This is a genomic window from Catenulispora acidiphila DSM 44928 (assembly GCF_000024025.1).
GTDB classification, from domain to species: Bacteria; Actinomycetota; Actinomycetes; order Streptomycetales; family Catenulisporaceae; genus Catenulispora; species Catenulispora acidiphila.
On the sequence record NC_013131.1, the window covers coordinates 6,820,512 to 6,841,842 of the forward strand.

The window sequence follows — 21,331 nt, forward strand, 5'->3', positions numbered from 1 at the left end:
CGGCGGTGGCGGAGGCCGCGGCGAAGGTGCGGTGGTACCGCGATTCCCTTATCGCCCGCGCCCCCAAGGGATCACTTCGATGCCCTTGGAGGGCTCAAAATGATCCACCGCGTACTCGCCTCCGAGATGCCGGCGCACGTAGGTGAAACCGTCCAGGTCTGCGGCTGGCTGCACCGCCGCCGCGAACTCAAGAACGTCACGTTCCTCATCCTGCGCGACCGCAGCGGCCTGACACAGGCCGTCCTGCCGGGCGCCGTCGCCGAGCAACTGCGCGACATCCCGGAGGAGACCGTGCTCTCCTTCGTCGGGACCGTAACCGCCAACGAGCAGGCGCCCGGCGGCGTGGAGGTCGTCGCGCCGGCCAGCGGCCCGCAGGTCGAGCTCCTGTCCACCCCGGCCGAAACGCCGCCGCTGGACATCTACCGCCCAAGCGTGACCGCCTCGCTGCCGACCATCCTGGACGGCGCCCCGGTGGCCCTGCGCCATCCACTCCTGAACGCCCCATTCCAGATCACGGCCGCCTCCATCGCCGGCTTCCGCACCGCACTGGACGCCCTAAACTTCACCGAGATCCACACCCCGAAGATCGTCGGCTCGGCCACCGAATCCGGCGCCAACGTCTTCGCCCTGGACTGGTTCGGACGCAAGGCATACCTGGCGCAATCCCCGCAGTTCTTCAAGCAGGCCATGGTCGGCGTCTTCGAGCGCGTCTACGAGACCGGCCCAGTCTTCCGCGCCGAACCCTCCGACACCGCACGGCACCTGGCGCAGTACACAAGCCTGGACGCGGAACTCGGCTTCATCACCGACCACCGCGACGTGATGGCCGTGGTCCGCGAGGCCCTGGCCGGCATGGTCACCACAGTCGCCGAACGCGCACCGGCAGCCGTGGACCTCCTCGGAGTGAAGCTGCCGACCGTCCCAGACCAGATCCCCGAGATCCACTTCGCAGACGCCATGAAGATGCTCGGCGAAGACGAGCCGGACCTATCCCCAGCCAACGAACGCGACCTGAGCCACTGGGCACTACGCGAATTCGGCAGCGAGTTCCTCTTCGTCACCGGCTACCCAATGACCAAGCGTCCCTTCTACACCCACGCACAACCCGACCGCCCAAACTACTCCAACAGCTTCGACCTAATCTTCCGCGGCCTAGAACTAATCACCGGCGGCCAACGCCTCCACCGCTACGAGGACTACATCGCAGCCCTGACCGCCCGCGGAGAACCAACCAACGCCTACGAGGGATACCTCGCCAACTTCAAGCACGGCATGCCCCCACACGGCGGCTTCGCACTCGGCCTGGAGCGCTGGACCATGCGCCTGACCGAAGCGGACAACCTGCGCCGGACGGCCCTGTTCCCTCGGGACCTGCACCGCCTGACACCATGATCGTGCACTGATTCGGTGCGCGCACGGGCCTCTCGTCGTCGTCATGGCGGCGAGAGGCCCGGCCCGAACTCGGCGTGGCCAACGGATTGCTGGCATACGCGATCGGCCCTCTTCATTCACCTATTTCGCTCCTCCGGGCGCCGTTCGGCCCCCCGGGCCCTGCTCACTTCTCCAGGCTCCGCTCGCCTCTTCGCCTCTTTCGCTCCTCCGGGCGCCGTTCGGCCCCCCGGGCCTGCTCGCTTCTCCGGGCTCCGCTCGCCTCTTCGCCTCTTTCGCTCGTCCCAGCGCCGTTCGGCCCCCAGACCCTGCTCGCCTCTCCAGGCACTCGCTTCTTCGCCTCTTTCCCTCTTCCCGGCACCGTTCGGCCCCCGAGCCCTGCTCGCTTCTCCGGCGCCAGAGGTGAATACCGCGGTGCGGTCATGGAATGTAACATTGCACACCGCAGCCCGCCGGGACACCGCTCACTCCGCCCCGCCAGCACCACCCCAGCACCGCACCCGCGCGCCGCACGTACCGACCCTTCGCACCCCCAGGGAGCCGCAGTGTCCAGCGACCCGAACCTGTCGAAGTTCGCGACCGGAAGCCACGACCTCCCGGTCACCGACGCCCTAGCGGCGTTCATGGCCACGCAGTGGGCACCGAGCCCGCTACCGGACCTGGCCCCGACCCCCGTCTCAGCATGGACCGGCCACCGGCGCGCAGCAGTCTCGGCACGCTTCCCCGGCGAGCGCCTGATCGTCCCCGCCGGCGTGGAGAAGCTCCGCAGCAACGACACCTACTGGCACTACCGCCCCCACAGCGCCTTCGCCCACCTGACCGGCGGCCAGCTCCTCGAGGCGGTGCTGGTCTTCGAGCCGAACGGCACCGGCCACGACGCGATCCTCTTCGCCCACGACCGCTCCTCCCGCGACAACGGCGAGGCATTCCGCGACCGCCGCCTCGGCGAGATGTGGGAAGGCCGCCGTCCCTCCCTCAGCGAAAGCTCGGAGCTCTACGCCATCGCCACCGAGAACCTGAACCGCCTGGCGGACAAGCTCTCCGGCGCCGCAGTCCCCACCCGCGTACTGCGCGGCTCGGACCCCCGCGTGGACTCCCTGGTCACCGCACGCCCGGAAGCCGACGCAGAGTTCACCGCCTTCCTGTCCGAGCTCCGCCTAGTGAAGGACGCATGGGAAGTCGAGCAGCTCCAAGCCGCCGTCGACGCCACCACCCTCGGCTTCCAGGACGTCGCCCGCATCCTGCCCACGGTCATCGGCAAACCGCGCGGCGAACGCTGGGTCGAAGGCGCCTTCAACACCCGCGCCCGCATCGAAGGCAACGACGTGGGCTACAACACCATCGTCGGCGGCGGCGCCCACGCCTGCGTCCTGCACTGGACAGCGAACAACGGCACCCTCAACCCCGGCGAGCTACTCCTCCTCGACGCAGGCGTCGAAGTAGACAGCCTCTACACCGCCGACATCACCCGCACCCTCCCAATCTCCGGCACCTTCACCCCCCTCCAACGCGACCTCTACAACCTCGTCCTCTCCGCCCAGAACGCCGGCATCGCCACCCTCCACGCCGGCGCCAACTTCCGCGACTTCCACTGGGCCGCAATGCGCACCATCGCCACCGGCCTCATCGACATGGGCATCCTCAAGGTCTCCCTGCAGGAAGCCATGGACCCCAACGTCGGCCTCTACCGCCGCTACACCCTCTGCGGCAGCGGCCACATGCTCGGCATCGACGTCCACGACTGCGCCAAAGCCCGCGCCGAAGAGTACGTAGACGGCACCCTCACAGCAGGCAACGTCCTCACCGTCGAACCAGGCCTCTACCTCCAACCCGACGACCTGACCCTCCCCCAAGAACTACGCGGCATCGGCATCCGCATCGAAGACGACCTCCTGATCACCGACGAAGGCGCAATCCTGATGTCAGCAGCCCTCCCGCGCGAGGCAGACGAGATCGAGGCCTGGATGGCGCACCAGGCGGCCTAAGCGCTGCATGGCAGAGCAGGCGGGCTTCGCGCCCTGGTCCCCCGGGTCGCCTACTCGCCTGCGCGCCTCTCCTTCGCCGGGTCGCCCGCTCACCTTGGTTCGCCAACTCGCCAACTCACCTCTGCTCACCAGGTCGCCCGCTCACCTCTGCTCGCCTGCCCGCATCTGCTCACCAGGCCACCAGGTCACCAGGTCGACCGCGCCAGCCGAGGCCCGAACGCCAAAGCACGCCCGCCACAGCACGGATGCCCCAGCTCGCCCATTCGGCGGCATCCAATTTACGCAGCACGATCTACGCCAATCACCCGATGTCCGATATGCAACAAACATGGACTATTGAGGTAATCCAAAGGCCGCCACGCACCGCCAAGCAAACGGCGACCCCAGGACCGACGGCCACCACCGACCAGGCGCGGACAGAGCTCACCGCACCCGGCCCACGGCAGCCGCCACGCCCTCGATGACCTCGCGTCGTCGACTGCTCGAAGCGAGGCGATAAAAGCCCCCGACTTCGGCCAAGTCGGAGGCAAAAGTGGGGGATCGCCTCACACCGAGCAGGCCCCGCAAGGGGCGGGCACGCACAACAACCCAACAGCCGGGCCCCGGCGTCACCCCCAGACACCAGGGCCCGGCGTCCAAGCCTGCCCTTTTTCACTACCTGCTGTTTTTCAGTCCATTGACCGAATCAACCAGCCCGACCAGCTACCTCCGGCCTGAACAACGACTAGCGCCCGACCAGCTACTTCCCAGCCTAAACAGCTGCGCCCCGCCCAACCAGCTACTCGCGCCCCGCCCAGATCGACCGCACATGCGTCAGGTGCGTCTTCATCAGCGCCTCGACCCTGTCGGCATCGCGGGCGACCAGCGCGTCCACGAGCTGCACATGCTCCTCGGCGGAGCTGGCGAGCGCTCCGGCGTCGGCGAGCGAGGGCAGGCCGTACAGCCGCGAGCGGTTGCGCAGGTCGCTGACCACCTCCACCAGGTGCGGGTTGCCCGACAGGCCGAGCAGCGCCAGGTGGAAGGCTTGGTCGGCCTCGACATAGCCGATCAGGTCGCGCGCCTTGGCGGCGGTGACGATGGCCTCCGCGGCCGGACGCAGCGCCTGCAGGTCGCCCAGGGCGGCGCCGCGGGCCAGGCCGGTCACCACCGGCACCTCGATCAGGGCCCTGATCTCGGTGAACTGGTCCAGGTCCGCCTCGGACAGCTCGGTCACCCGGAACCCCTTGTTCCGCACGACCTCGACCAGCCCTTCCTTCGCCAGGTCGAGCATCGCCTCGCGTACCGGCGTCGCCGACACCCCGAAGCCGGCGGCCAGGACCGGCGCGGAGTACACCACCCCGGGCCGCAGCTCGCCGGCGATCAGGGCCGCGCGCAGCGCGTGCGAGACCTGCTCGCGCAGCGAGTGGTGGCCGAGCACGCGGGGCAGGTTCAGCGCCGGGCCGCGCTCCGGGTCGGGCCCCGGAGCCGTGCCCGCGAAGACGGCGGCGCCGCTGGTAGTCCTGTCTGGCATGGTCGGAACCCTATCCGCTGATTGATGCTTTGACACAGATCTTCCCGGTCTTCCCGGACGGACTCAGATGAGGAAGCCCGCTGGGAACGGGTCGTCCGGATCCAGGAAGTACTGCGCGGTCCCGGTCACCCAGGCCCTGCCGGTGACCGTCGGAATCACTGCGGGCCGTCCGGCGACCTCGGTCTGCTCGACCAGGCGGCCGATGAAGCGCGTGCCGATAAAGGACTCGTTTATGAAGTCGGTGTCCAGCGCCAGCTCGCCGCGGGCGTGCAGCTGCGCCATACGTGCCGAGGTGCCGGTGCCGCACGGTGACCGGTCGAACCAGCCGGGGAAGATCGCCATGGCGTGCCGTGAGTGCTGGGCGGTGGAGCCGGGGGCGCGGAAGTAGACGTGGTGGACGGCGCGGATGCCGTCGTCCAGCGGGTGTATGGGCTCGGCGGCGGCGTTGATCGCTTCCATGGTGGCCAGGCCGGCGGTGATGATCTCGTTCTTGGCGGCGCGGTCGAAGGGCAGCTTGTAGGCGTCCAGGTCCACGATCGCGTAGAAGTTGCCGCCGTAGGCCAGGTCGTAGGTGATGGCGCCGAAGCCGGGGACTTCGACGGTGGCGTCCAGGCGCTCGACGAAGCTGGGGACGTTGCGGATGGTCACGGACTTCGCGGCGCCGTCCATGACGTGCACGTCGGCGAGGATCAGCCCGGCCGGGGTGTCCAGGCGCACCGTGGTGATTGGCTCGACTACCGGCACCATGCCTGTCTCGACCAGCACGGTGGCCACGCCGATGGTGCCGTGGCCGCACATCGGGAGCAGTCCGGAGACCTCGATGTAGAGCACGCCGTAGTCGGCGTCGGGTCGGGTGGGCGGCTGCAGGATCGCCCCGGACATGGCGGCGTGGCCGCGCGGCTCGTACATCAGGAGCGTGCGGAGGTGGTCCAGGTGCTCCATGAAGTAGAGGCGCTTGGCCATCATGGTCTCGCCGGGGACCACGCCGACCCCGCCGGTGATGACCCGGGTCGGCATGCCCTCGGTGTGGGAGTCGACGGCGTGGTAGACGTGCTTGGTGCGCATCAGACCTGCTGCCTCCGCTCACGGGACTTGTCCTCCAGTGGCAGGACGCGGAGGGTGTCGGCCTTGATGGCGTCGGCCTGCTCCGGCAGGAGTGGGACGCGGGGCGGGCGGCAGTCGCCGCCGTGTCGACCGGCCAGGTCCATGGAGAGCTTGATCGCCTGGACGAACTCGACGCGGGAGTCCCAGCGCAGGAGCGGGTGCAGCTCGCGGTACAGGGGTAGGGCTTCCTGCAGGTCCTGGGCGACAGCGGCCTGATAGAGGTCGACGCACGCGTGCGGGATGGCGTTCGGGTAGCCGGAGATCCAGCCGACGGCGCCGGCCAGGGCGAGTTCGAGCAGGACGTCGTCGGCGCCGACCAACAGATCGAGCTCGGGCGCCAGTTCCTTGATGCGGTAGGCGCGGCGGGTGTCGCCGGAGAACTCCTTGACGGCGCGGATGTGGCCGGCCTCGTGGAGCTGCTGGAGGAGTTCGGGGAGCAGGTCGACCTTGGTGTCGATGGGGTTGTTGTACGCCACGATCGGGATGCCGACGTCGGCGACCGCCTTGTAGTGCGCCAGGACGGAGCGCTCGTCGGCACGGTAGGCGTTGGGCGGCAGCAGCATGACCGCTTCGGCACCGGCCTCCGCCGCCTGTTCGGCCCACCGCCGCGACTCCATCGAGCCGTATGCCGCCACGCCGGCCAGCACCCGGTCCCCGCCGACGGTCTCGACCGCGGTGCGCACGACGGCGGCACGTTCGTGATCGGTGAGTGTCTGGTACTCGCCGAGCGAGCCGTTGGGACACACGCCGTCGCAGCCGGCGTCGATGAGGCCGCGCAGGTTCTCGGCGTAGGCGTCGAGGTCCACGGACAGGTCGTCGCGGAAGGGCAGGGCGGTGGCGACGACGACGCCGTGCCAGGGCATGCGGGAGGACATGGTCACTTGTTCCTTCGGTCTTGGTCGGCGAGCACGCCGAGCGGGACGGGACGCGCCAGCGGACGCTTCGCGGCGGCAAGGAGGTCGGCCTCGGTGGGCGGATCGGCGTCAGCACCCTCGCCGCGGGCCAGGCATGCGACGGCGTAACCGCACACGCGCCCCTGGCACCAGCCCATGCCGGCGCGTGTGAGGAGCTTGACGGTCCGGGCGTCGCCGGCGCCGAGGTCGGCGACCGCCTCGGTGATGGCGGAGGCGGGCACCTCCTCGCAGCGGCAGACGACGGTGTCGGCGGCGAGGTGCTCGCGCCACGCTGCCGGGATGGGATGGCGCGCGCGGAGGAGGTCGGCGAGGGCGCGCTGGCGGGTGCGGCGACGGAGGAGGGTGGGGAGGTTCGGGGGTGTGGTGGCAGCTGGAGATTCGGCGGGGTCGCTGGCGGCTGGAACTAAGGTGCGGCGGGTGAGGCGGGCTCGGGCGGCGGTGATTTTGGAAGTGCTGGTGGCGGTAGGCGAGTTAGGGACCGGCGATGATGCGGCATCGGCGCGAGCAGCAACGGGCTCGGAGTTGGTGGCGGCGGGCGAGGCAGGGCTCGGCGATGGTCCGGGATCGGTGCGGTGGGTGAGGCGGGCGCGGATGTTTTCGAGTGCGCGGGAGGCGGGGTTGGGTTCGGTGGGTGCGGGTTTTGGGATGGTGTCGTTGTTTGATCGGCGGGTGAGGCGGGCTCGGGCGGCGGTGATTGTGCGGGTGGTGCGCGGGGTGGTGGTCTTGTCGGCGGGGGGTGTTGGTGGCGGAAGGCTGGCCGATACGGGGCTTTGTGTCTCGGTGGTGCCTGCTGCTCTGCTTGCCATGCGGCGGGCGCGGGCTGTGGCTTGGGCGACGGCTAGGCCGGCGATTTCGCCTTCGAGGAGGGCTGTTTCTACTCCGGCTACGCCGGCGGTTTCGCCTGCGGCGTAGAGGTTGGGGATGGTGGTGCGTTGGGTTGTGTTCACTCGGAGGGCTGTGGTGCCGTCGGTGAGGTGGGTGGGGGTGGCGCCTAGGGTGAGGGCTAGGTCGATTTGGGGGGCTAGGCCGTAGCCGATGGCTAGGGTGTCGCATTCGATGCGGTGGGGGTCGGTGCCGTCGGGGCGGGCCGTTATGACTGCTTCGAGGGTTTCGGTGCCTTGGGCTTCGATGATCATGCGGCCGGTGTGGACGGGGATGCGGGCCCGGGTCAGGTGGCGGGCGTAGTCGAGGCCTTCGGCGAGTTTGGTGGGGTTGGTCAGGAGGGGGAGGGGGTTTTTGGCGTAGCCACGGATGGTGTTGGCTTCGTAGAGGCCGAGGACTTGGGCGCCTGCGGTGGCCAGGCCTGCTGCTACGGGGAGCAGGAGTGGGCCGGTGCCTGCCACGACCACGCGGCGGCCGGGGAGGACCAGGTTGCCCTTGAGGAGGGCTTGGGCGCCGCCGGCGGTGAAGACGCCGGGGAGGTCCCAGCCGGGGAAGGGGACGACGCGTTCGTAGGCGCCGGTTGCGAGGATCACGTAGGGCGCCTCGATCGGGCCGCGGTCTGTCAGGACCCTGAATCCGGGCTCGATGGCCCAGACCTGGTGGCCGAACAGGACTTCGATGCCGGCGGCCGTCTCCACGCGCGTGAGCAGCTGCTCGAACTGCTGCCAGCCGTGGTAGAGCTTCGGCAGCCAGTCGGCGGTGAGGCCGGGCGCGGGGTGGCGGAAGTACTGGCCGCCGAGTTGGCGGCCGGCGTCGATGAGGGCGACGCGCAGTCCTTGTTCGGCGGCGGTCGCGGCTGCTGCCATGCCCGCCGGGCCGGCGCCGATGACGGCCAGGTCGAAGGCGTCCAGGTGCTCGGTGTCGCCGAAGACCTCAGAGGTGGCGGTGGGATCGAGGGCGCGCTCAGTCATTGCCTTCACCGCCCCGCTCGCCGCCGCGTCCATCGCCTACCTGGGTCCGCACCACATCTCCCTCCGCGACGACCGCGAGGCACGCCCGCACGTTCGGCTCCCCGTTCACCGTCACCAGACAGTCGAAGCACACGCCGATCCCGCAGAACAGCCCGCGCGGCCGGCCGCTGAAGCGCGTCGTGCGCCATGACCGGATGCCCTCGGCCAGCAGTGCCGCGCCGACGGTCTGTCCGGGTTGGGCCGTCAGCGGGCGGCCGTCGAAGCTGAAATCCACGCTCACTGCGTACCGTCCCCGTGTTCGACAGCCGTGCCGAAGCGTGCCGGCGCGAATGGCTCCGCCGCTACCGGCGACCGTTGCCCGATCAGCATCGAAGCGATCAACTCCCCGGTTGCTGGCGCCAGGCCGATTCCGGCGCCCTCGTGCCCGCAGGCGTGGAAGAGCCCTGATACGTTGAGGTCTGGGCCGATTGCCGGCAGGTGATCGGGCAGGTAGGGCCGGAAACCGGTGTAGTAGCGCTGGACCTTCACGTCCGCCAGGAACGGGAACAACTCAGCGCCCTGAGCTGCCAGTCGACCCAGCGCGTCATACGACGGCCGCCGGTCCAGCCCGACACGCTCCCGGCTCGCACCGATCAGCACCGGTCCCGACGGCGTCCCCTCAACCACAGCAGAGGACTGCAACGCCGCATCCGAGCTCGAGACATCCGCGACGTAGGCCGCCGAATACACCTTGTGCCGCACCATCGCCGGAAGCGGCTCGGTCACCAACACGAACCCGCGTCGCGGCTGGACCGGCAGTGCCGACCCGGCGAAGGAAGCGATAGCTGACGCCCCGAACCCGGCGGCGTTCACCACGAACCGCGCCGGGATCTCTCCCGCCACCGTCCGCACCCCGCGCACCGCGCCGCTGCCGGACAGCACAAGCCCGGTTACCGCGCTCCCCAACCGCAGCCGCGCGCTCGAGGCCTTCAGCAACCGCGCCGTGGCCAGCGCCGGCATCACCTGCGCGTCCTGCGGATACCAGAATCCGCCGGCCAGTTCCGGGGCGATGTAGGGTTCGAATTCGGCTAATCGGTCCCCCGGTACTTCTTCGGCGACGACGCCCAGAGGTACCTGCGTGGCCGCAAAGCGTTGCAGCGCCTCGAAATCGGTCGCCGTGAACGCGACGACCAAGCCGCCCTTGGCCTCGAACTCGAAGCCCGCTCCGAACGCGCCGTCGTCCTCGGCGGCCAGCGAGCGCCACAGCTCCTGGGAGCGCAGCGCGAGGTCCAACTCCGGTCCCGGTTCCTTGTCCGAGACCAGCAGGTTCCCCTCCCCCGCCCCGGACGTGCCGCCGGCCACCGGGCCGCTGTCGACTACCGTCACCGACAGGCCGGCGCGCGCGGCGTAGAAGGCGCACGCCGCGCCGATCATCCCGGCCCCGATCACCACGACGTCGGACGTCGGGCGGGACCCGCTGGCGGCTGCGCTCACGCCAGTACTATGTCACATGCTCCGGCTAGCCGCCACCGGCTCGCACTGTCGCGACCACTCGTGAACCGTCCTCTGTTTGTCACCCATTGCGGTAATAGACCGAGTCCCACATCGGACTCACGATGAAGGAGCGAGCGAGAAGCATCAGTGGTTCATCAGTCGTTATATAGAGGGGGCAACGATGACGGTCGATCAGAGCGCGGCGGCACCGGAGACCACTACCGAGGGCGATCAGCTCAGCCTGGACACCGCGGCGGCGCGGAACCTGGCCACCACCACCAAGACGCCGCCGCAGATGCAGGGCATCACCTCCCGCTGGCTGCTGCGCGTGCTGCCGTGGATCGAGGCCTCCGGCGGCGCCTACCGGGTCAACCGCCGCCTGAGCCACGCCGTCGGGCGCGGCCGGGTGGCGTTCAGCCAGGCCGGGGACGACGACGTGCGCGTGCTGGCGCCGACCCTGACCGAGCTGCCGCCGCTGCGCGACTTCGCCGACGAGGCGTTGCTGGCCGAGCTGGCCTCGCGCTTTTCCGTGCGCGAGCTCCGGGCCGGGCAGACGCTGACCGAGGCCGGGACGCCGGTGGACACCCTGTGGCTGATCGCCCACGGCAAGGTCGACCTGACCGGCCAGGGCAAGTACGGCGACGACGCCGTGCACGGCCACCTCGCCGACGGCGACCACCTGGGCGACGAGGTCTTCCAGACCACCGCGGGCGGCGGCGCGGCCGTCAACGGCCACGCCCCGCGCTGGCAGACCACGGCGCTGGCCGCGACCCCGGTCATCGCGCTGGCGGTTCCGGCGGCCGACGTCAGGGCCCTGATCGACCGGTCGGAGGCGCTGCGCGAGCACCTGGCCGCGCACCGCAGCACAACGGCCAAGGCACAGAACGCGCACGGCGAGGCCGAGATCGAATTGGCCGCCGGGCACGAGGGCGAGACCGAGCTGCCCGGCACGTTCGCCGACTACGAGCTCAACCCGCGCGAGTACGAGCTGTCGGTGGCGCAGACCGTCCTGCGGATCCACACCCGCGTCGCAGACCTCTACAACAAGCCGATGAGCCAGCTGGACCAGCAGCTGCGGCTGACCGTCGAGGCGGTGCGCGAGCGGCAGGAGGACGAGCTGGTCAACAACCGCAGCTTCGGGCTGCTGCACAACGCCGACTTCGAGCAGCGCGTGCACACCCACTCCGGACCGCCGACGCCGGACGACCTGGACGAGCTGCTCTCGCTGCGCCGCGACACCAACTATCTGCTCGCGCACCCGAAGGCGATCGCCGCCTTCGGCCGGGAGTGCACCAAGCGCGGGATCTACCCGGGGACGATGGATCTGCTGGGGACGCAGGTGCCGTCGTGGCGGGGTGTTCCGCTGCTGCCGGTCCCGAAGATCCCGGTGCTGGACGGGCACACCACCTCGATCCTGGCGCTGCGGGTCGGCGAGGCCGAGCAGGGCGTGGTCGGACTGCACCAGACCGGGCTGCCGGACGAGTACCAGCCGGGGCTGTCGGTGCGGTTCATGGGCGTCGATGAGAAGGCCATCACCTCTTATCTGGTGAGCGCCTACTACTCGGCGGCGGTGCTGGTGCCGGACGCGCTCGGCGTGCTGGAGAACGTCGAGATCGCGCGGCCTCGTGGCTGAGCCGTTGGCGGCGGGGACGGCGTGGGCGACGGGCGAGGCGGGTGAGGCAGACTCTGCGGGAGCGGCTGACGCCGGGACCGGGGCGCCAGCTGACATAGCGTCGGGATCGCCATTGGCAGCGCCATTGCCCAAAGGTCTTGCCGAAGCAGCGTTGCACCGCACTCGTGACGCGGTCGAACCGGTCCTGCGCGCCGCCATCGACACCCTTCCGGGCCGATTACGCACGATTGCCGCGTACCACTTCGGCTGGGAGGACGCCGAGGGCGCAGCGGTCGACGGCATCGGCGGCAAGTTGTTGCGGCCGGGTCTGGTCCTGGCCGCCGCGGCGGCGGTTGGGGGCGAGAAGGTCGCCGACTCCCCGGTGCTGGCTGCCGCGGCGGCCGTCGAGCTGGCGCACAACTTCACGCTGCTGCACGACGACGTCATAGACCGCGACCAGACCCGGCGCCACCGCCCGACCGCGTGGACGGTGTTCGGCGCCGAGAACGCGATCCTGGCCGGGGACGCCATGCTGGCGCTCGCGCTGCGGCTGGTCGGGGGCGAGGCGGCGAGCCGGCTGGCGGAGTGCGTCATCGAGATCTGCGACGGTCAGTACGAGGACTGCGCCTTCGAGCTGCGCGACGACGTCACGCTGGACGAGTGCTTGGCGATGGCCGGCAAGAAGACGGGGGCGTTGTTGGGCTGCGCGTGCGCGCTCGGCGGGTTGGCGGTGCGCGCCGATCCGCTGACCGTGGCGGCGCTGGACCTGTTCGGGCGCGAACTCGGGATGGCCTTCCAGCTGACCGACGACCTGCTCGGCATCTGGGGCGATCCGGCGGTCACCGGCAAGCCGGTCGGGGCGGATCTCAGTGCACGAAAGAAGTCGCTGCCGGTGGTCGCCGCGCTGTCGGCACGCTCGGCGGCGGCGGGGGAACTGGCGCGGTTGTATGCGCTGGGGCGCGACTTCACCGAGCACGAGGTGCGGCGGGCGACCGACGCCGTGGAACGTGCCGGGGGCAGAGCATGGGCCGCGACGGAGGCGACGGCCCGCATCGCCAAGGCGCACGCGCATCTGCGGCGCGCGCCGAGTATCGAACAGACAGCGGTGCACGACCTGCATGCGATCGCCGAGCTGATCACCCGGCGCAGCAAGTAATTCAGAGCCCGCTCAGAGCCCTGTCCGCCACCGAGGAACAGCGCCACCGCCGCCCGGCCGGGCCGCACGCGCACCGCAGCAGAAGCTGCACATCGCAGCGCCGCATCACCACACCATCAACGCATCTCAGCACCACAGCCAGCACACAGAATCGCAGCGCGCAGAACCGTGGCCGGCACACAGAACCAGCGCACCTCAAGCACCACAACACCAATGCACCGCGGAACCACAGCCAGCACGCAGGGCCACTGCATTCAGAAACACAGCCAGCAGACAGAACAGCCGCACACAAAACCGCGGCCGGCACACCGAACCAGCAGCACCGCAGCAGCGCAGCAGCCCACCGCACCGCAGCACCGCCGCACCACGACAGCACCACCAACGGGAGAACGTCATGACCGCCAAGGACTACGGCATCATCGTCGCCGTCCTCATCCTGACCTTCATCACCCTGCGCCTGTTCGAGCGCTTCATTCCGCATCATCGGCGCGAGCCGCACAATGATGTCGCCGGGTTCATCTTCGCCACGGTCTCTGTGGTGTTCGCGGTGCCGTTGGCGTTCGTGGTGGTGGCGTTGTGGACGAACAATGACACCGCGCATCAGACCACGTTCAAGGAGGCTAACGAGCTCGCGGGTATCTACTGGATCTCGCGTCAGTTGCCGGAGCCGCTGGGTCCGCAGTTGGAGCACGAGACGCTGGACTACGCGCACACGGTCATCGATGACGAGTGGCCGTTGCTGGCCGATCATCAGACGAGCCCGAAGGCCACGGAGCTGGTGTACCAGATGCGCGACAGTGTCTTTGCCTTCAAACCGGCCGACATCTCGCAGCAGACTCTCTACGATCACGCGCTGACCCATGTCGAGTCGCTGGCTGAGGAGCGCAGACTGCGGTTGAACCAGACCGAGGAGTCGTTGCCGCCGCTGCTGTGGGCGATCCTCATCGGCAGCGCGTTGGTGACCATTGCCTTCACGTTCTTGTTCGGCCTGTCCAGTTCCTTCGCGCACACCGTGATGGTGATGACGTTGGCCGCGCTGGTCGTGGTGTCGTTGGTGGTCGTCAGGGAGATGAGTTACCCGTATTCGGGGACGATGAAGGTCCATCCGACGGCGTTCGAGGTGTTCCTGTCACGGCTGCCGGCGCCTCGCTGAGCAGCCGATCCCGCGGAAAAGCAGCGCGCCCCGCGAGAGCGGGGCGCGCCAGGCTTTCAGATCAGATCAGATCAGCTCAGATCACGTCCAGGTCCGCGAACTGCTCGGCCTCGACCGTGCCGGCCGGCGGGGCGTAGCTGGCCCGGCCGCGTGCCAGCCACCAGACCCCGGACAGGATCAGGGCGGCCGCGAGGGCGATCGGTGCGTAGTTGAACGTGAGTGCGGTGACCGGCGAGGCCTGCGGCAGGCAGAAGAGCACGACCTCGATCACCACCCACACCGAGGCGGTGTAGCCGACCAGCGGTCCCCACTTGCCCAGGTTCCAGGCGCCCTTCTTGAAGTTCTTGCCCTGTCGGGCGCGCAGGAAGCCGGGGATGACGTAGGCCGGTGCCAGGCCGATCGAGGCGATGGCGGTCACCGCGCCGTAGGCCTGGATGGTCCACAGGGAGGGCAGGGCCAGGATGAAGGCCACGACGACCACGAGCCACATGGCGTTGGTCGGGACCGCCGAGCGGTTGACCTTGCGCCAGGTCGGGGAGCCGGGCAGGGCGCCGTCGCGGGAGAAGGCGAAGACCATGCGCGCCGCCGAGCCGATGGCGGCCAGGCCGCAGCACAGCTGGGCCACGACGATGATCAGCGTCAGGACTTCGGCCCAGTGCTGGCCCAGGGCGTCGATCATGATGATCGAGGGCGCCGTCACCGCGCCGCCGTAGCCGGAGCCGGCGGCCTCGGTGGCGTACTGGCCGGAGTTGCCCTGGATGGCGAACAGGAAGGCGACCAGCAGCACCAGGCCGGCGATGCCGGAGACCCAGATGGACCGCACGATGCCCTTGGGCGCCAGCGTCGATGCCTGGGAGGTCTCCTCGGACATGTGGGCCGAGGCGTCGTAGCCGGTCAGGGTGTAGCCGGTGAGCAGCAGGCCGATGGCGCTGACGTAGATCGCGCTCTTGAAGCCGGTGGCGTTCACGTAGTGGGTGAACACGAAGCTGGCGCTCTGGTGGTGCGCCGGGACCAGGAACAGCACCGCCACGATGAACGCCACGCCCAGCAGGTGCCACCAGACGCTGACCCGGTTGAACAGGTCCAGCACCCGCACGCCGAAGGTGTTCAGCACGCCGTGCAGCAGTAGGACGCCGGCGAACACCGCGATCAGCCCGTACTTGTCCGGGGTCCAGCCGAACGTCATGCCGGTGAAGGCGCCGATGAACTCCGCGGCGCCGTAGTCGATGCCGGCTATGACGCCGAACAGGCCCAGCATGTTCAGCCAGCCGGTGATCCAGCCCCAGCCCTTGCCGCCGAGGCGGTGGGCCATGAAGAACAGCGCGCCGGAGGTCGGGTAGACGCTGGTCACCTCGGCCAGGCTCAGTCCGATGAGCAGCACCGCGATGGTGACGCCGATCCAGCCCCAGACCATGACGGCCGGGCCGCCGGTGGACATGCCGAAGCCGAACAGCGTCATACAGCCGGACAGGATGGAGATGATGGAGAAGCTGATGGCGAAGTTGCCGAAGCCGGACATCTTGCGGGACAGCACCGGTTCGTAGCCGATCGCGCGCAGTTGCGCGGCATCGGCGTCGGTGTCTGCAAAGGCGGAGTTCTCTGAGCTTTCAGTCATCGACATGCTCGTTCCGTTTTCCCTTCGGGACCCAACAGGGGACGGTTGTGCCTTTGGTGCGATGGTGCGAATGAGCTCTCTGCGATGGTGCGACTTCTGGTGCGGGTTCGGATTTCGTTGAGGAATCTGCCCCCTGCGATAGTGCGAGAAAAGCAAGCAGGCGCTATGGACCGGCGCGCTGCCTCCCCGAAGTTCCGCCGCGCCGCGAGGCCGCGGCTGCCAGCGCGGTGGAGCGTGCGCGGACGAACTCCTCCACGGCGTCCCCCGACCCCGAGGCCACGGTCCACGGCCGGTTGGAGCCGTAGGGACCCATCGCTTCGAAGACGTCCGCGGCCAGGTCGGCGCGTCCGCCGACGACCAGCGCGTGGGCCAGGTGCGACAGATCCACGACCAGCCAGTCCTGCTTGCCGGAGCTGGCGAACCAGTTCCAGCCGCGCGCCATCTCGGTGCGCGCGGTCTCCGTCGTCCACAACAGATGCGCCAGGCCGTCCCCCTGGGCCTTGCGGTATTCGTAGGCGACGACGATCGCGTACAGCGGCAGCAGCTGCAAGGGCGACAGGCTGCTGAGCCCGACGCTGCTGACGATGCTGGAGGCGAACAGCTGCGCGGCGGCGGGGCTCGGAGCTGCGCCGGAGCCGACGGCGCTGAGCATCCGGTGGGCGCCCTCGCGGTTGGCCGGGTCGATGCGCCACAGGTCGCGGAAGGCGTGCCAGGGCCCTGGTACCGGGCAGGAGTCCGGGCCTTCGACGCGCTCGCCGAACCCGGCGGCCAGGGCCAGACGTCCCAGGTAGGGCACCGGATCAGCCGGGTCCATGGCCGCGGCCTCGGCGCACAGCTCGGCAGCCCGCCGGCCCATGCCCTGGGCCTGCGCGAGGCCCTTGGCAGCGGCCTTACATGCCCGCTCGACCGCGACCCGGGCGGCCATGGCGACCGCGTCAGGGTCGCGCGGCCGCTCGGCGACCCACTGGTCGACGGCGTTGGAGGCGGCGGCGACCTGGGCCAACAGCGCGATACGGGTACAGCGCAGGCGGCGGTCGCCGCCGGAGGCGGCCAGCATCTCGGCCATGGAGAACCAGTGGCCGGTGCGGACCTCGCCGAGGATCCGGGCCATCGGCTCGTCGAATCCGGCGGGGTGCATGACGGGCTTGAAGTCGTGGGGGCTCATGGGGGCTCAGGCGGCAGCCGGCGGGGGGTCCGGCAGTTGGGCATCGTCAAGCAATTCCCAAGACCGCGTAAAGGGATCGGGCACCGCGCAATGATGCCCGACTTCACAGGTGTCGAACAAGCCCCACTGTGATCACGCGATCACGGCGAAGATCACGACATCCCGAGGACGAAATCCCGAGCGGCCAACTGCTCGACTTGAAGGCGGCACCAAGGCGACACCTCGAAGGCACCGGAAAGTACTTGACGACTGAAATCCGCCCACGGAATCCAGCGGTATTCGCCTACTTCGTCGGGGTCTGGCGACGGTGTAATTCCCGTCGCGACCACGGCCCGGAACACCGGACAGACTTCGTTCTCGACGATGCCGTTCGGCATTACCGCGCGGTAACGGAACTCCGGCAACAGCGGCAGGATCGTAGTGATATCGAGACCGAGTTCACTGGCGAGGCGGCGCCGCACGGCATCCTCGATGGACTCCCCCGGTCCGGGATGTCCGCACGCGGAGTTGGTCCACACTCCAGGCCAGGTGCGCTTGGAATCCGCACGCCGGGTGACCAGCAGCTGGTTCTCCTCGTCGAAGACGTAGCACGAGAACGCCAGGTGCAGCGGGGTGTTCTCGGTGTGCACCGTGGCTTTGGGCGCGGTGCCGATTGGCGTGCCGTCTTCGGCGAGCAGTACTACTTCTTCAACTTCCACATTGGTTTCCACATCAAATGAGCTTGCCCGGGCGCGCCCCGGTTGTCGCCGGTTGTGCACTATTTGGCGTCCCCATAACACTCCACCGAGTGAACACTCATAGGAAATCGGACCGGTGATGGACCGAAGACCAACCGCCCGGCGGCGGTGGCACACTGAATGATCATCTCAGTAACGGCGGCGGCGTGCTCCCGCGGCGCGTGGACCAGTACCTCGTCGTGTTGGAAGAACACCAGCTGCGGACCATCCAGCGTGCGCAGTTGCTGGCGCAGAAGAGCGAGTAGCACCTCGGCCCACTCGGCGGCAGTGGCCTGGATGACGAAGTTGCGGGTAAAGCGTCCGCGCGCCCGAGCCACCTGACCGGAGCGGCGGTTGCTGTCGTCGGCGGCGTCGGCTTCGGCGTCCCCGGCGATCGCGCTCTGCCAGCGCTGCGAGGGCGGCGGACAGGTGCGGCCGAGCTGCGAGCGCACCAGGCGTCCGCGCTCACCCTCCCGGGCGGCGTCGTCCAGCAGCGCGGTGGCTTTCGGGAAGCGACGGCGCATCAGGGCCAGCGGCGCGGCGGCGCCACCGCCGGTCTGGCCGTACATGGCGCCGAGCAGACCGAGCTTGGCCTGGTCTCGGGAGCCTTCGAAGACCCCTGCCAGGGCGGAGTACATGTCATCGCTCTGCGTCGCCTCGGCCATGCCAGGGTCCTGCGCCATCGCGGCCAGGATGCGCGGCTCCAGCTGCGCGGCGTCGGCGGAGACGAACAGCCAGCCGGGGTCGGCGATGACCGCCTTGCGCAGCCGCCGCGCAATCTGCAGCGCGCCGCCGCCTCGGGCCGCCCAGCGTCCGGTGACGACCCCGCCGACGCTGTACTCAGGCCGGAACCGGCCGTCCACGACCCAGGTGTCGCGCCAGACCCAGCCGTTGAATGAGTAGAGCCGCGAGAGCTCCTTGTACTTCAACAGCAGCGGGATCGCCGGATGGTCGATTCCTTCGAGCTCCCAGCGGCGCAGCGAGGGCAGCTTCACCCCGGCGTCGGAGAAGGCCTTGGTCACCTGCGCCGCAGAGTCCGGATTCAGCGCACGGATGCCCAGCGCCTCGGCGAGTCGGGCGGCCATCGCGACCATCTCCCGTGGCGGCGAGCCGTCCAGCGGACGCGGGCCCAGGACCTCCTCCAGGATCTGGCTGTGCACGTCGGCGCGCCAGGGCAGGCCGTGGTGCGCCATCTCGGCGGCGGCGAGGGAGGCCGCGGACTCGGCGGCGACCAGGAGCCGGAACGCGCCGGGGTTCGCGGTGGCGGCGATGCGGCGCAGCTGCTCGGCGTAGACCTCGCGCACCGCGCGCAGCGGATCGACGTCGGCGGACAGCCTGGAGCGGTCCGGCTCGAACAGCGCCGGCTGGGTGGTCGGGTTGTCGGCCGGGGCGGCCATGGTGCCCTCGGCGCGGTCCTCCGGGACCGGCAGGCCGTGCAGGCGGGCCCAGGCCGCGCCCAGGGAGCGCGGCTCGCCACAGTGGCCCTCATAGGCCAGCAGCAGGGCTTCGGTCAGCGCGAGGTCGTGGCACCGGTCGACGCGGACGCCGCGGCGCAGCAGCGCCGGGGCGATGTCGGCGGTGGCCGGCCAGACCCAGCGCGGACCGCCGGACTCCTCCAGCGCCGCGACCTCGGCTTCCAGGTCCGCGACGGCGCGCGCCGGCCCGGCCTCGGCGCCGTCGTCGGTGATCGCTTGAACGAAGCCTCGATCCCTGAAACCCTCGGGGTCGTAGGTCGCGGCGATCTGCATCCGATCATTGTCTGCGACAGCACTGACAGACCGACACACCGAGCCGACCCGACACCGAACAGACCCGACACCGAACCGACCGACAGCGCACAGAGCGACAAGGAATATCAATGACCAAGACCGCCGTCGTCACCGGAGCCAGCAGCGGCATCGGCGCCGCGACCGCACGCCGGCTGGCCGCCGAGGGGTACCGGGTGGTCCTCGTGGCCCGCCGCAAGGAGCGCCTGGAGGCGCTGGCGACCGAAATCGGCGAGGCGGCCGAGGCGGTGGCGCTGGATGTGACCGACGCCGAGGCGGTGAAGGCCTTCGCCGCCGGGCTGGAGGCGTGTGACGTCCTGGTGAACAACGCCGGCGGGGCGATCGGCTCGGACCCGGTGGCCGCGGCCGATCCCGGCGACTGGCGCTCGATGTTCGAGACCAACGTCCTGGGCGCGCTGAACTTCACCCAGGCGCTGCTGCCGAAGCTGATCGCCTCCGGCGCCGGGACCGTGGTGATGCTCACCTCGACCGCCGGGCACATCGCCTACGAGGGCGGCGCGGGGTACTCGGCGTCGAAGTCGGCGATGCACGCCATGACCGCGACGCTGCGCCTGGAGGTCTTCGACCAGCCGGTCCGGGTCATCGAGATCGCCCCGGGCATGGTGATGACCGAGGAGTTCTCCCTCAAGCGCTTCGGCGGCGACGCGGACCGGGCCGCCTCGGTCTACGCCGGCGTCCCGGGCCCGCTGGTCGCCGAGGACGTCGCGGACTGCATCGCCTGGTCGGTCACGCGGCCGCCGCACGTGAACGTGGACCTGATGGTCGTGCGGCCGCGCGCGCAGGCGGCGCAGCACAAGGTGCACCGGATCGCGGAGTAGCGCCGATCAGCACCGAGTAGCCCGCAGCAGCGCGGAGGAACGACGTGACTGGCGGGCCTTAGGCGATGGCTGCCTCGGGCCCGCAGTCTTCAGAGGCGATGGTCGCGGCGACCGCGCCGGCCGGAGCCACTGGTGTGGAGGCCGCTTCCGGCGTCGACGCCGATGACGACGCCGGCGCGGCCTCGTCTCCCCTGCGCAGCGTGGACAGCACCAGTCCGATCATCACCAGCGGCGCCCCGACGATCACGCCGGCCTTGATCGTCTCGCCGAGGAACAGCACGCCGCCGGAGACCGCGACCGCCGGGTTCACGAAGGTGATCATCGAGGACTTCGCCGGGCCGACCTCGCCGATCAGCGCGAAGAACAGCAGGAAGGCCGCGGCGGTGCAGACCAGGCCGAGCCCGACCACGGCGCCCAGCGCGTTCGCCTTGGGCATGTGCGTGGGGTGGCTGAAGGCGGCGATCGGCACGTACAGCAGCGCGACGCCGGTCAGCGACAGCGTGATGGTCGCCAGCGTCGGGACGCCGACCAGCTTGCGGTCGGCGATGATCGGCGCGATCGCGTAGCCGACCGCGACGGCGATCACCTCGAGCATGCGCAGTACCTGCACCTGCCCGATGTTCAGCCCGACGATCGCGACCACGCCGGCCATGCCGATGAACAGTCCGGCCAGCCGCGTCCCGGACACCGCCGAGCGGTCCCCCAGCCGCCACATGAGCAGCGCGACGAAGAACGGCACGGCCGCGATCAGCAGTCCGGCCAGGGACGAGGTCATGTGCTGCTCGGCGTCTCCCAGCAGCAGCCAGGGACCGGCGATCTCCAGCGCGGCGAACGCCGCGATGTAGCGCCAGTGCTTCAGCGCCGGGGCGACCATCCCGCGCTTCCAGGCCACCGGAAGTAGCACCGCCGCGCCGATCGCGGTGCGCGCGAACACGATGAACGGCGCCGGCATCCCCTCCAGCGCGACCTTGATCAGCAGATACGGGATGCCCCAGATCACCGACATGGCCGCGAACAGCAGCCATCCCCGCTTCGACACGCGAGCCCCCTCGAGGCGACGAAAACGAATCTTCCCCACAAG

The 21,331-nt window shown here is 69.7% G+C and carries 17 protein-coding genes; 6 read left to right on the forward strand and 11 right to left on the reverse strand.

Annotated elements, in window-relative coordinates:
* Window positions 1-99: 99 nt before the first annotated feature.
* Window positions 100-1,392 carry an aspartate--tRNA(Asn) ligase gene (gene aspS / locus CACI_RS29285; RefSeq protein ID WP_015794499.1) on the forward strand — a complete coding sequence of 431 codons (1,293 nt, stop codon included), beginning with the start codon at window positions 100-102 and terminating at the stop codon, window positions 1,390-1,392.
* 542 nt (window positions 1,393-1,934) lie between these two features.
* On the forward strand, window positions 1,935-3,374 hold the full coding sequence (locus tag CACI_RS29290) for an aminopeptidase P family protein (RefSeq protein WP_015794500.1): 1,440 nt from the start codon (window positions 1,935-1,937) through the stop codon (window positions 3,372-3,374).
* A gap of 778 nt (window positions 3,375-4,152) precedes the next feature.
* Here the strand turns inward: CACI_RS29290 and CACI_RS29295 are convergent.
* The 6 genes from CACI_RS29295 to CACI_RS29320 form a co-directional block, all read right to left on the reverse strand.
* Window positions 4,153-4,884 (reverse strand): GntR family transcriptional regulator, encoded by a 732-nt coding sequence (locus tag CACI_RS29295; protein ID WP_015794501.1) that lies wholly within the window; start codon window positions 4,882-4,884, stop codon window positions 4,153-4,155.
* A 63-nt stretch (window positions 4,885-4,947) separates the two neighbouring features.
* Window positions 4,948-5,949, reverse strand: coding sequence for a proline racemase family protein (locus CACI_RS29300; protein ID WP_015794502.1), 1,002 nt, complete (start codon window positions 5,947-5,949; stop codon window positions 4,948-4,950).
* Window positions 5,949-6,863 (reverse strand): dihydrodipicolinate synthase family protein, encoded by a 915-nt coding sequence (locus tag CACI_RS29305; protein ID WP_015794503.1) that lies wholly within the window; start codon window positions 6,861-6,863, stop codon window positions 5,949-5,951. The genes CACI_RS29300 and CACI_RS29305 overlap by 1 nt, the downstream gene beginning before the upstream one ends.
* A 2-nt stretch (window positions 6,864-6,865) precedes the next feature.
* Complete coding sequence (locus CACI_RS46190) at window positions 6,866-8,755, reverse strand: FAD/NAD(P)-dependent oxidoreductase (protein WP_015794504.1); 1,890 nt, start codon at window positions 8,753-8,755, stop codon at window positions 6,866-6,868.
* Window positions 8,748-9,035 carry a (2Fe-2S)-binding protein gene (locus CACI_RS29315; protein ID WP_015794505.1) on the reverse strand — a complete coding sequence of 96 codons (288 nt, stop codon included), beginning with the start codon at window positions 9,033-9,035 and terminating at the stop codon, window positions 8,748-8,750. Before CACI_RS29315 ends, CACI_RS46190 begins: the two co-directional genes overlap by 8 nt.
* On the reverse strand, window positions 9,032-10,228 hold the full coding sequence (locus CACI_RS29320) for an NAD(P)/FAD-dependent oxidoreductase (RefSeq protein ID WP_015794506.1): 1,197 nt from the start codon (window positions 10,226-10,228) through the stop codon (window positions 9,032-9,034). Before CACI_RS29320 ends, CACI_RS29315 begins: the two co-directional genes overlap by 4 nt.
* A 181-nt stretch (window positions 10,229-10,409) precedes the next feature.
* On the opposite strand from CACI_RS29320, the gene CACI_RS29325 reads away from it, so the two are divergent.
* The 3 genes from CACI_RS29325 to CACI_RS29335 all read left to right on the forward strand — a co-directional run bounded on the left by CACI_RS29325 (window position 10,410) and on the right by CACI_RS29335 (window position 14,149).
* Window positions 10,410-11,861: a family 2B encapsulin nanocompartment shell protein gene (locus CACI_RS29325; RefSeq protein WP_015794507.1), complete on the forward strand. Its 1,452-nt coding sequence runs from the start codon at window positions 10,410-10,412 to the stop codon at window positions 11,859-11,861.
* Between the two features lie 112 nt (window positions 11,862-11,973).
* Window positions 11,974-12,996 (forward strand): polyprenyl synthetase family protein, encoded by a 1,023-nt coding sequence (locus CACI_RS29330; protein WP_015794508.1) that lies wholly within the window; start codon window positions 11,974-11,976, stop codon window positions 12,994-12,996.
* 394 nt (window positions 12,997-13,390) lie between these two features.
* Window positions 13,391-14,149 carry a bestrophin-like domain gene (locus CACI_RS29335; RefSeq protein ID WP_015794509.1) on the forward strand — a complete coding sequence of 253 codons (759 nt, stop codon included), beginning with the start codon at window positions 13,391-13,393 and terminating at the stop codon, window positions 14,147-14,149.
* Between the two features lie 76 nt (window positions 14,150-14,225).
* On the opposite strand, the gene CACI_RS29340 is transcribed toward CACI_RS29335, so the two are convergent.
* The 4 genes from CACI_RS29340 to CACI_RS29355 form a co-directional block, all read right to left on the reverse strand.
* On the reverse strand, window positions 14,226-15,770 hold the full coding sequence (locus CACI_RS29340) for an amino acid permease (protein WP_015794510.1): 1,545 nt from the start codon (window positions 15,768-15,770) through the stop codon (window positions 14,226-14,228).
* 157 nt (window positions 15,771-15,927) lie between these two features.
* A complete protein-coding gene (locus CACI_RS29345) occupies window positions 15,928-16,929 on the reverse strand; it encodes a hypothetical protein (RefSeq protein WP_015794511.1) in 1,002 nt (333 codons plus the stop codon).
* Window positions 16,930-17,081: 152 nt separating this feature from the next.
* Entirely contained in the window at window positions 17,082-17,639 is a 558-nt protein-coding gene (gene idi / locus CACI_RS29350; RefSeq protein WP_223297279.1) for an isopentenyl-diphosphate Delta-isomerase, read from the reverse strand.
* Between the two features lie 47 nt (window positions 17,640-17,686).
* On the reverse strand, window positions 17,687-19,393 hold the full coding sequence (locus tag CACI_RS29355; RefSeq protein WP_015794513.1) for a bifunctional 3'-5' exonuclease/DNA polymerase: 1,707 nt from the start codon (window positions 19,391-19,393) through the stop codon (window positions 17,687-17,689).
* A 110-nt stretch (window positions 19,394-19,503) separates the two neighbouring features.
* Between CACI_RS29355 and CACI_RS29360 the strand changes: the two genes are divergently transcribed.
* On the forward strand, window positions 19,504-20,250 hold the full coding sequence (locus CACI_RS29360; protein ID WP_015794514.1) for an SDR family NAD(P)-dependent oxidoreductase: 747 nt from the start codon (window positions 19,504-19,506) through the stop codon (window positions 20,248-20,250).
* Between the two features lie 58 nt (window positions 20,251-20,308).
* Here CACI_RS29360 and CACI_RS29365 read toward each other — a convergent pair whose 3' ends face one another.
* On the reverse strand, window positions 20,309-21,289 hold the full coding sequence (locus CACI_RS29365) for a DMT family transporter (protein ID WP_015794515.1): 981 nt from the start codon (window positions 21,287-21,289) through the stop codon (window positions 20,309-20,311).
* Window positions 21,290-21,331: the final 42 nt, after the last annotated feature.

Bases quoted from the DNA above. Each gene is read 5' to 3' on its own strand.
- aspS (WP_015794499.1), top strand. From the start codon at position 100: ATGATCCACCGCGTACTCGCCTCCGAGATGCCGGCGCACGTAGGTGAA.
- CACI_RS29295 (WP_015794501.1), bottom strand. From the start codon at position 4,884: ATGCCAGACAGGACTACCAGCGGCGCCGCCGTCTTCGCGGGCACGGCT.
- CACI_RS29300 (WP_015794502.1), bottom strand. From the start codon at position 5,949: ATGCGCACCAAGCACGTCTACCACGCCGTCGACTCCCACACCGAGGGC.
- CACI_RS29305 (WP_015794503.1), bottom strand. From the start codon at position 6,863: ATGTCCTCCCGCATGCCCTGGCACGGCGTCGTCGTCGCCACCGCCCTG.
- CACI_RS46190 (WP_015794504.1), bottom strand. From the start codon at position 8,755: ATGACTGAGCGCGCCCTCGATCCCACCGCCACCTCTGAGGTCTTCGGC.
- CACI_RS29325 (WP_015794507.1), top strand. From the start codon at position 10,410: ATGACGGTCGATCAGAGCGCGGCGGCACCGGAGACCACTACCGAGGGC.
- CACI_RS29335 (WP_015794509.1), top strand. From the start codon at position 13,391: ATGACCGCCAAGGACTACGGCATCATCGTCGCCGTCCTCATCCTGACC.
- CACI_RS29340 (WP_015794510.1), bottom strand. From the start codon at position 15,770: ATGTCGATGACTGAAAGCTCAGAGAACTCCGCCTTTGCAGACACCGAC.
- CACI_RS29345 (WP_015794511.1), bottom strand. From the start codon at position 16,929: ATGAGCCCCCACGACTTCAAGCCCGTCATGCACCCCGCCGGATTCGAC.
- CACI_RS29355 (WP_015794513.1), bottom strand. From the start codon at position 19,393: ATGCAGATCGCCGCGACCTACGACCCCGAGGGTTTCAGGGATCGAGGC.
- CACI_RS29360 (WP_015794514.1), top strand. From the start codon at position 19,504: ATGACCAAGACCGCCGTCGTCACCGGAGCCAGCAGCGGCATCGGCGCC.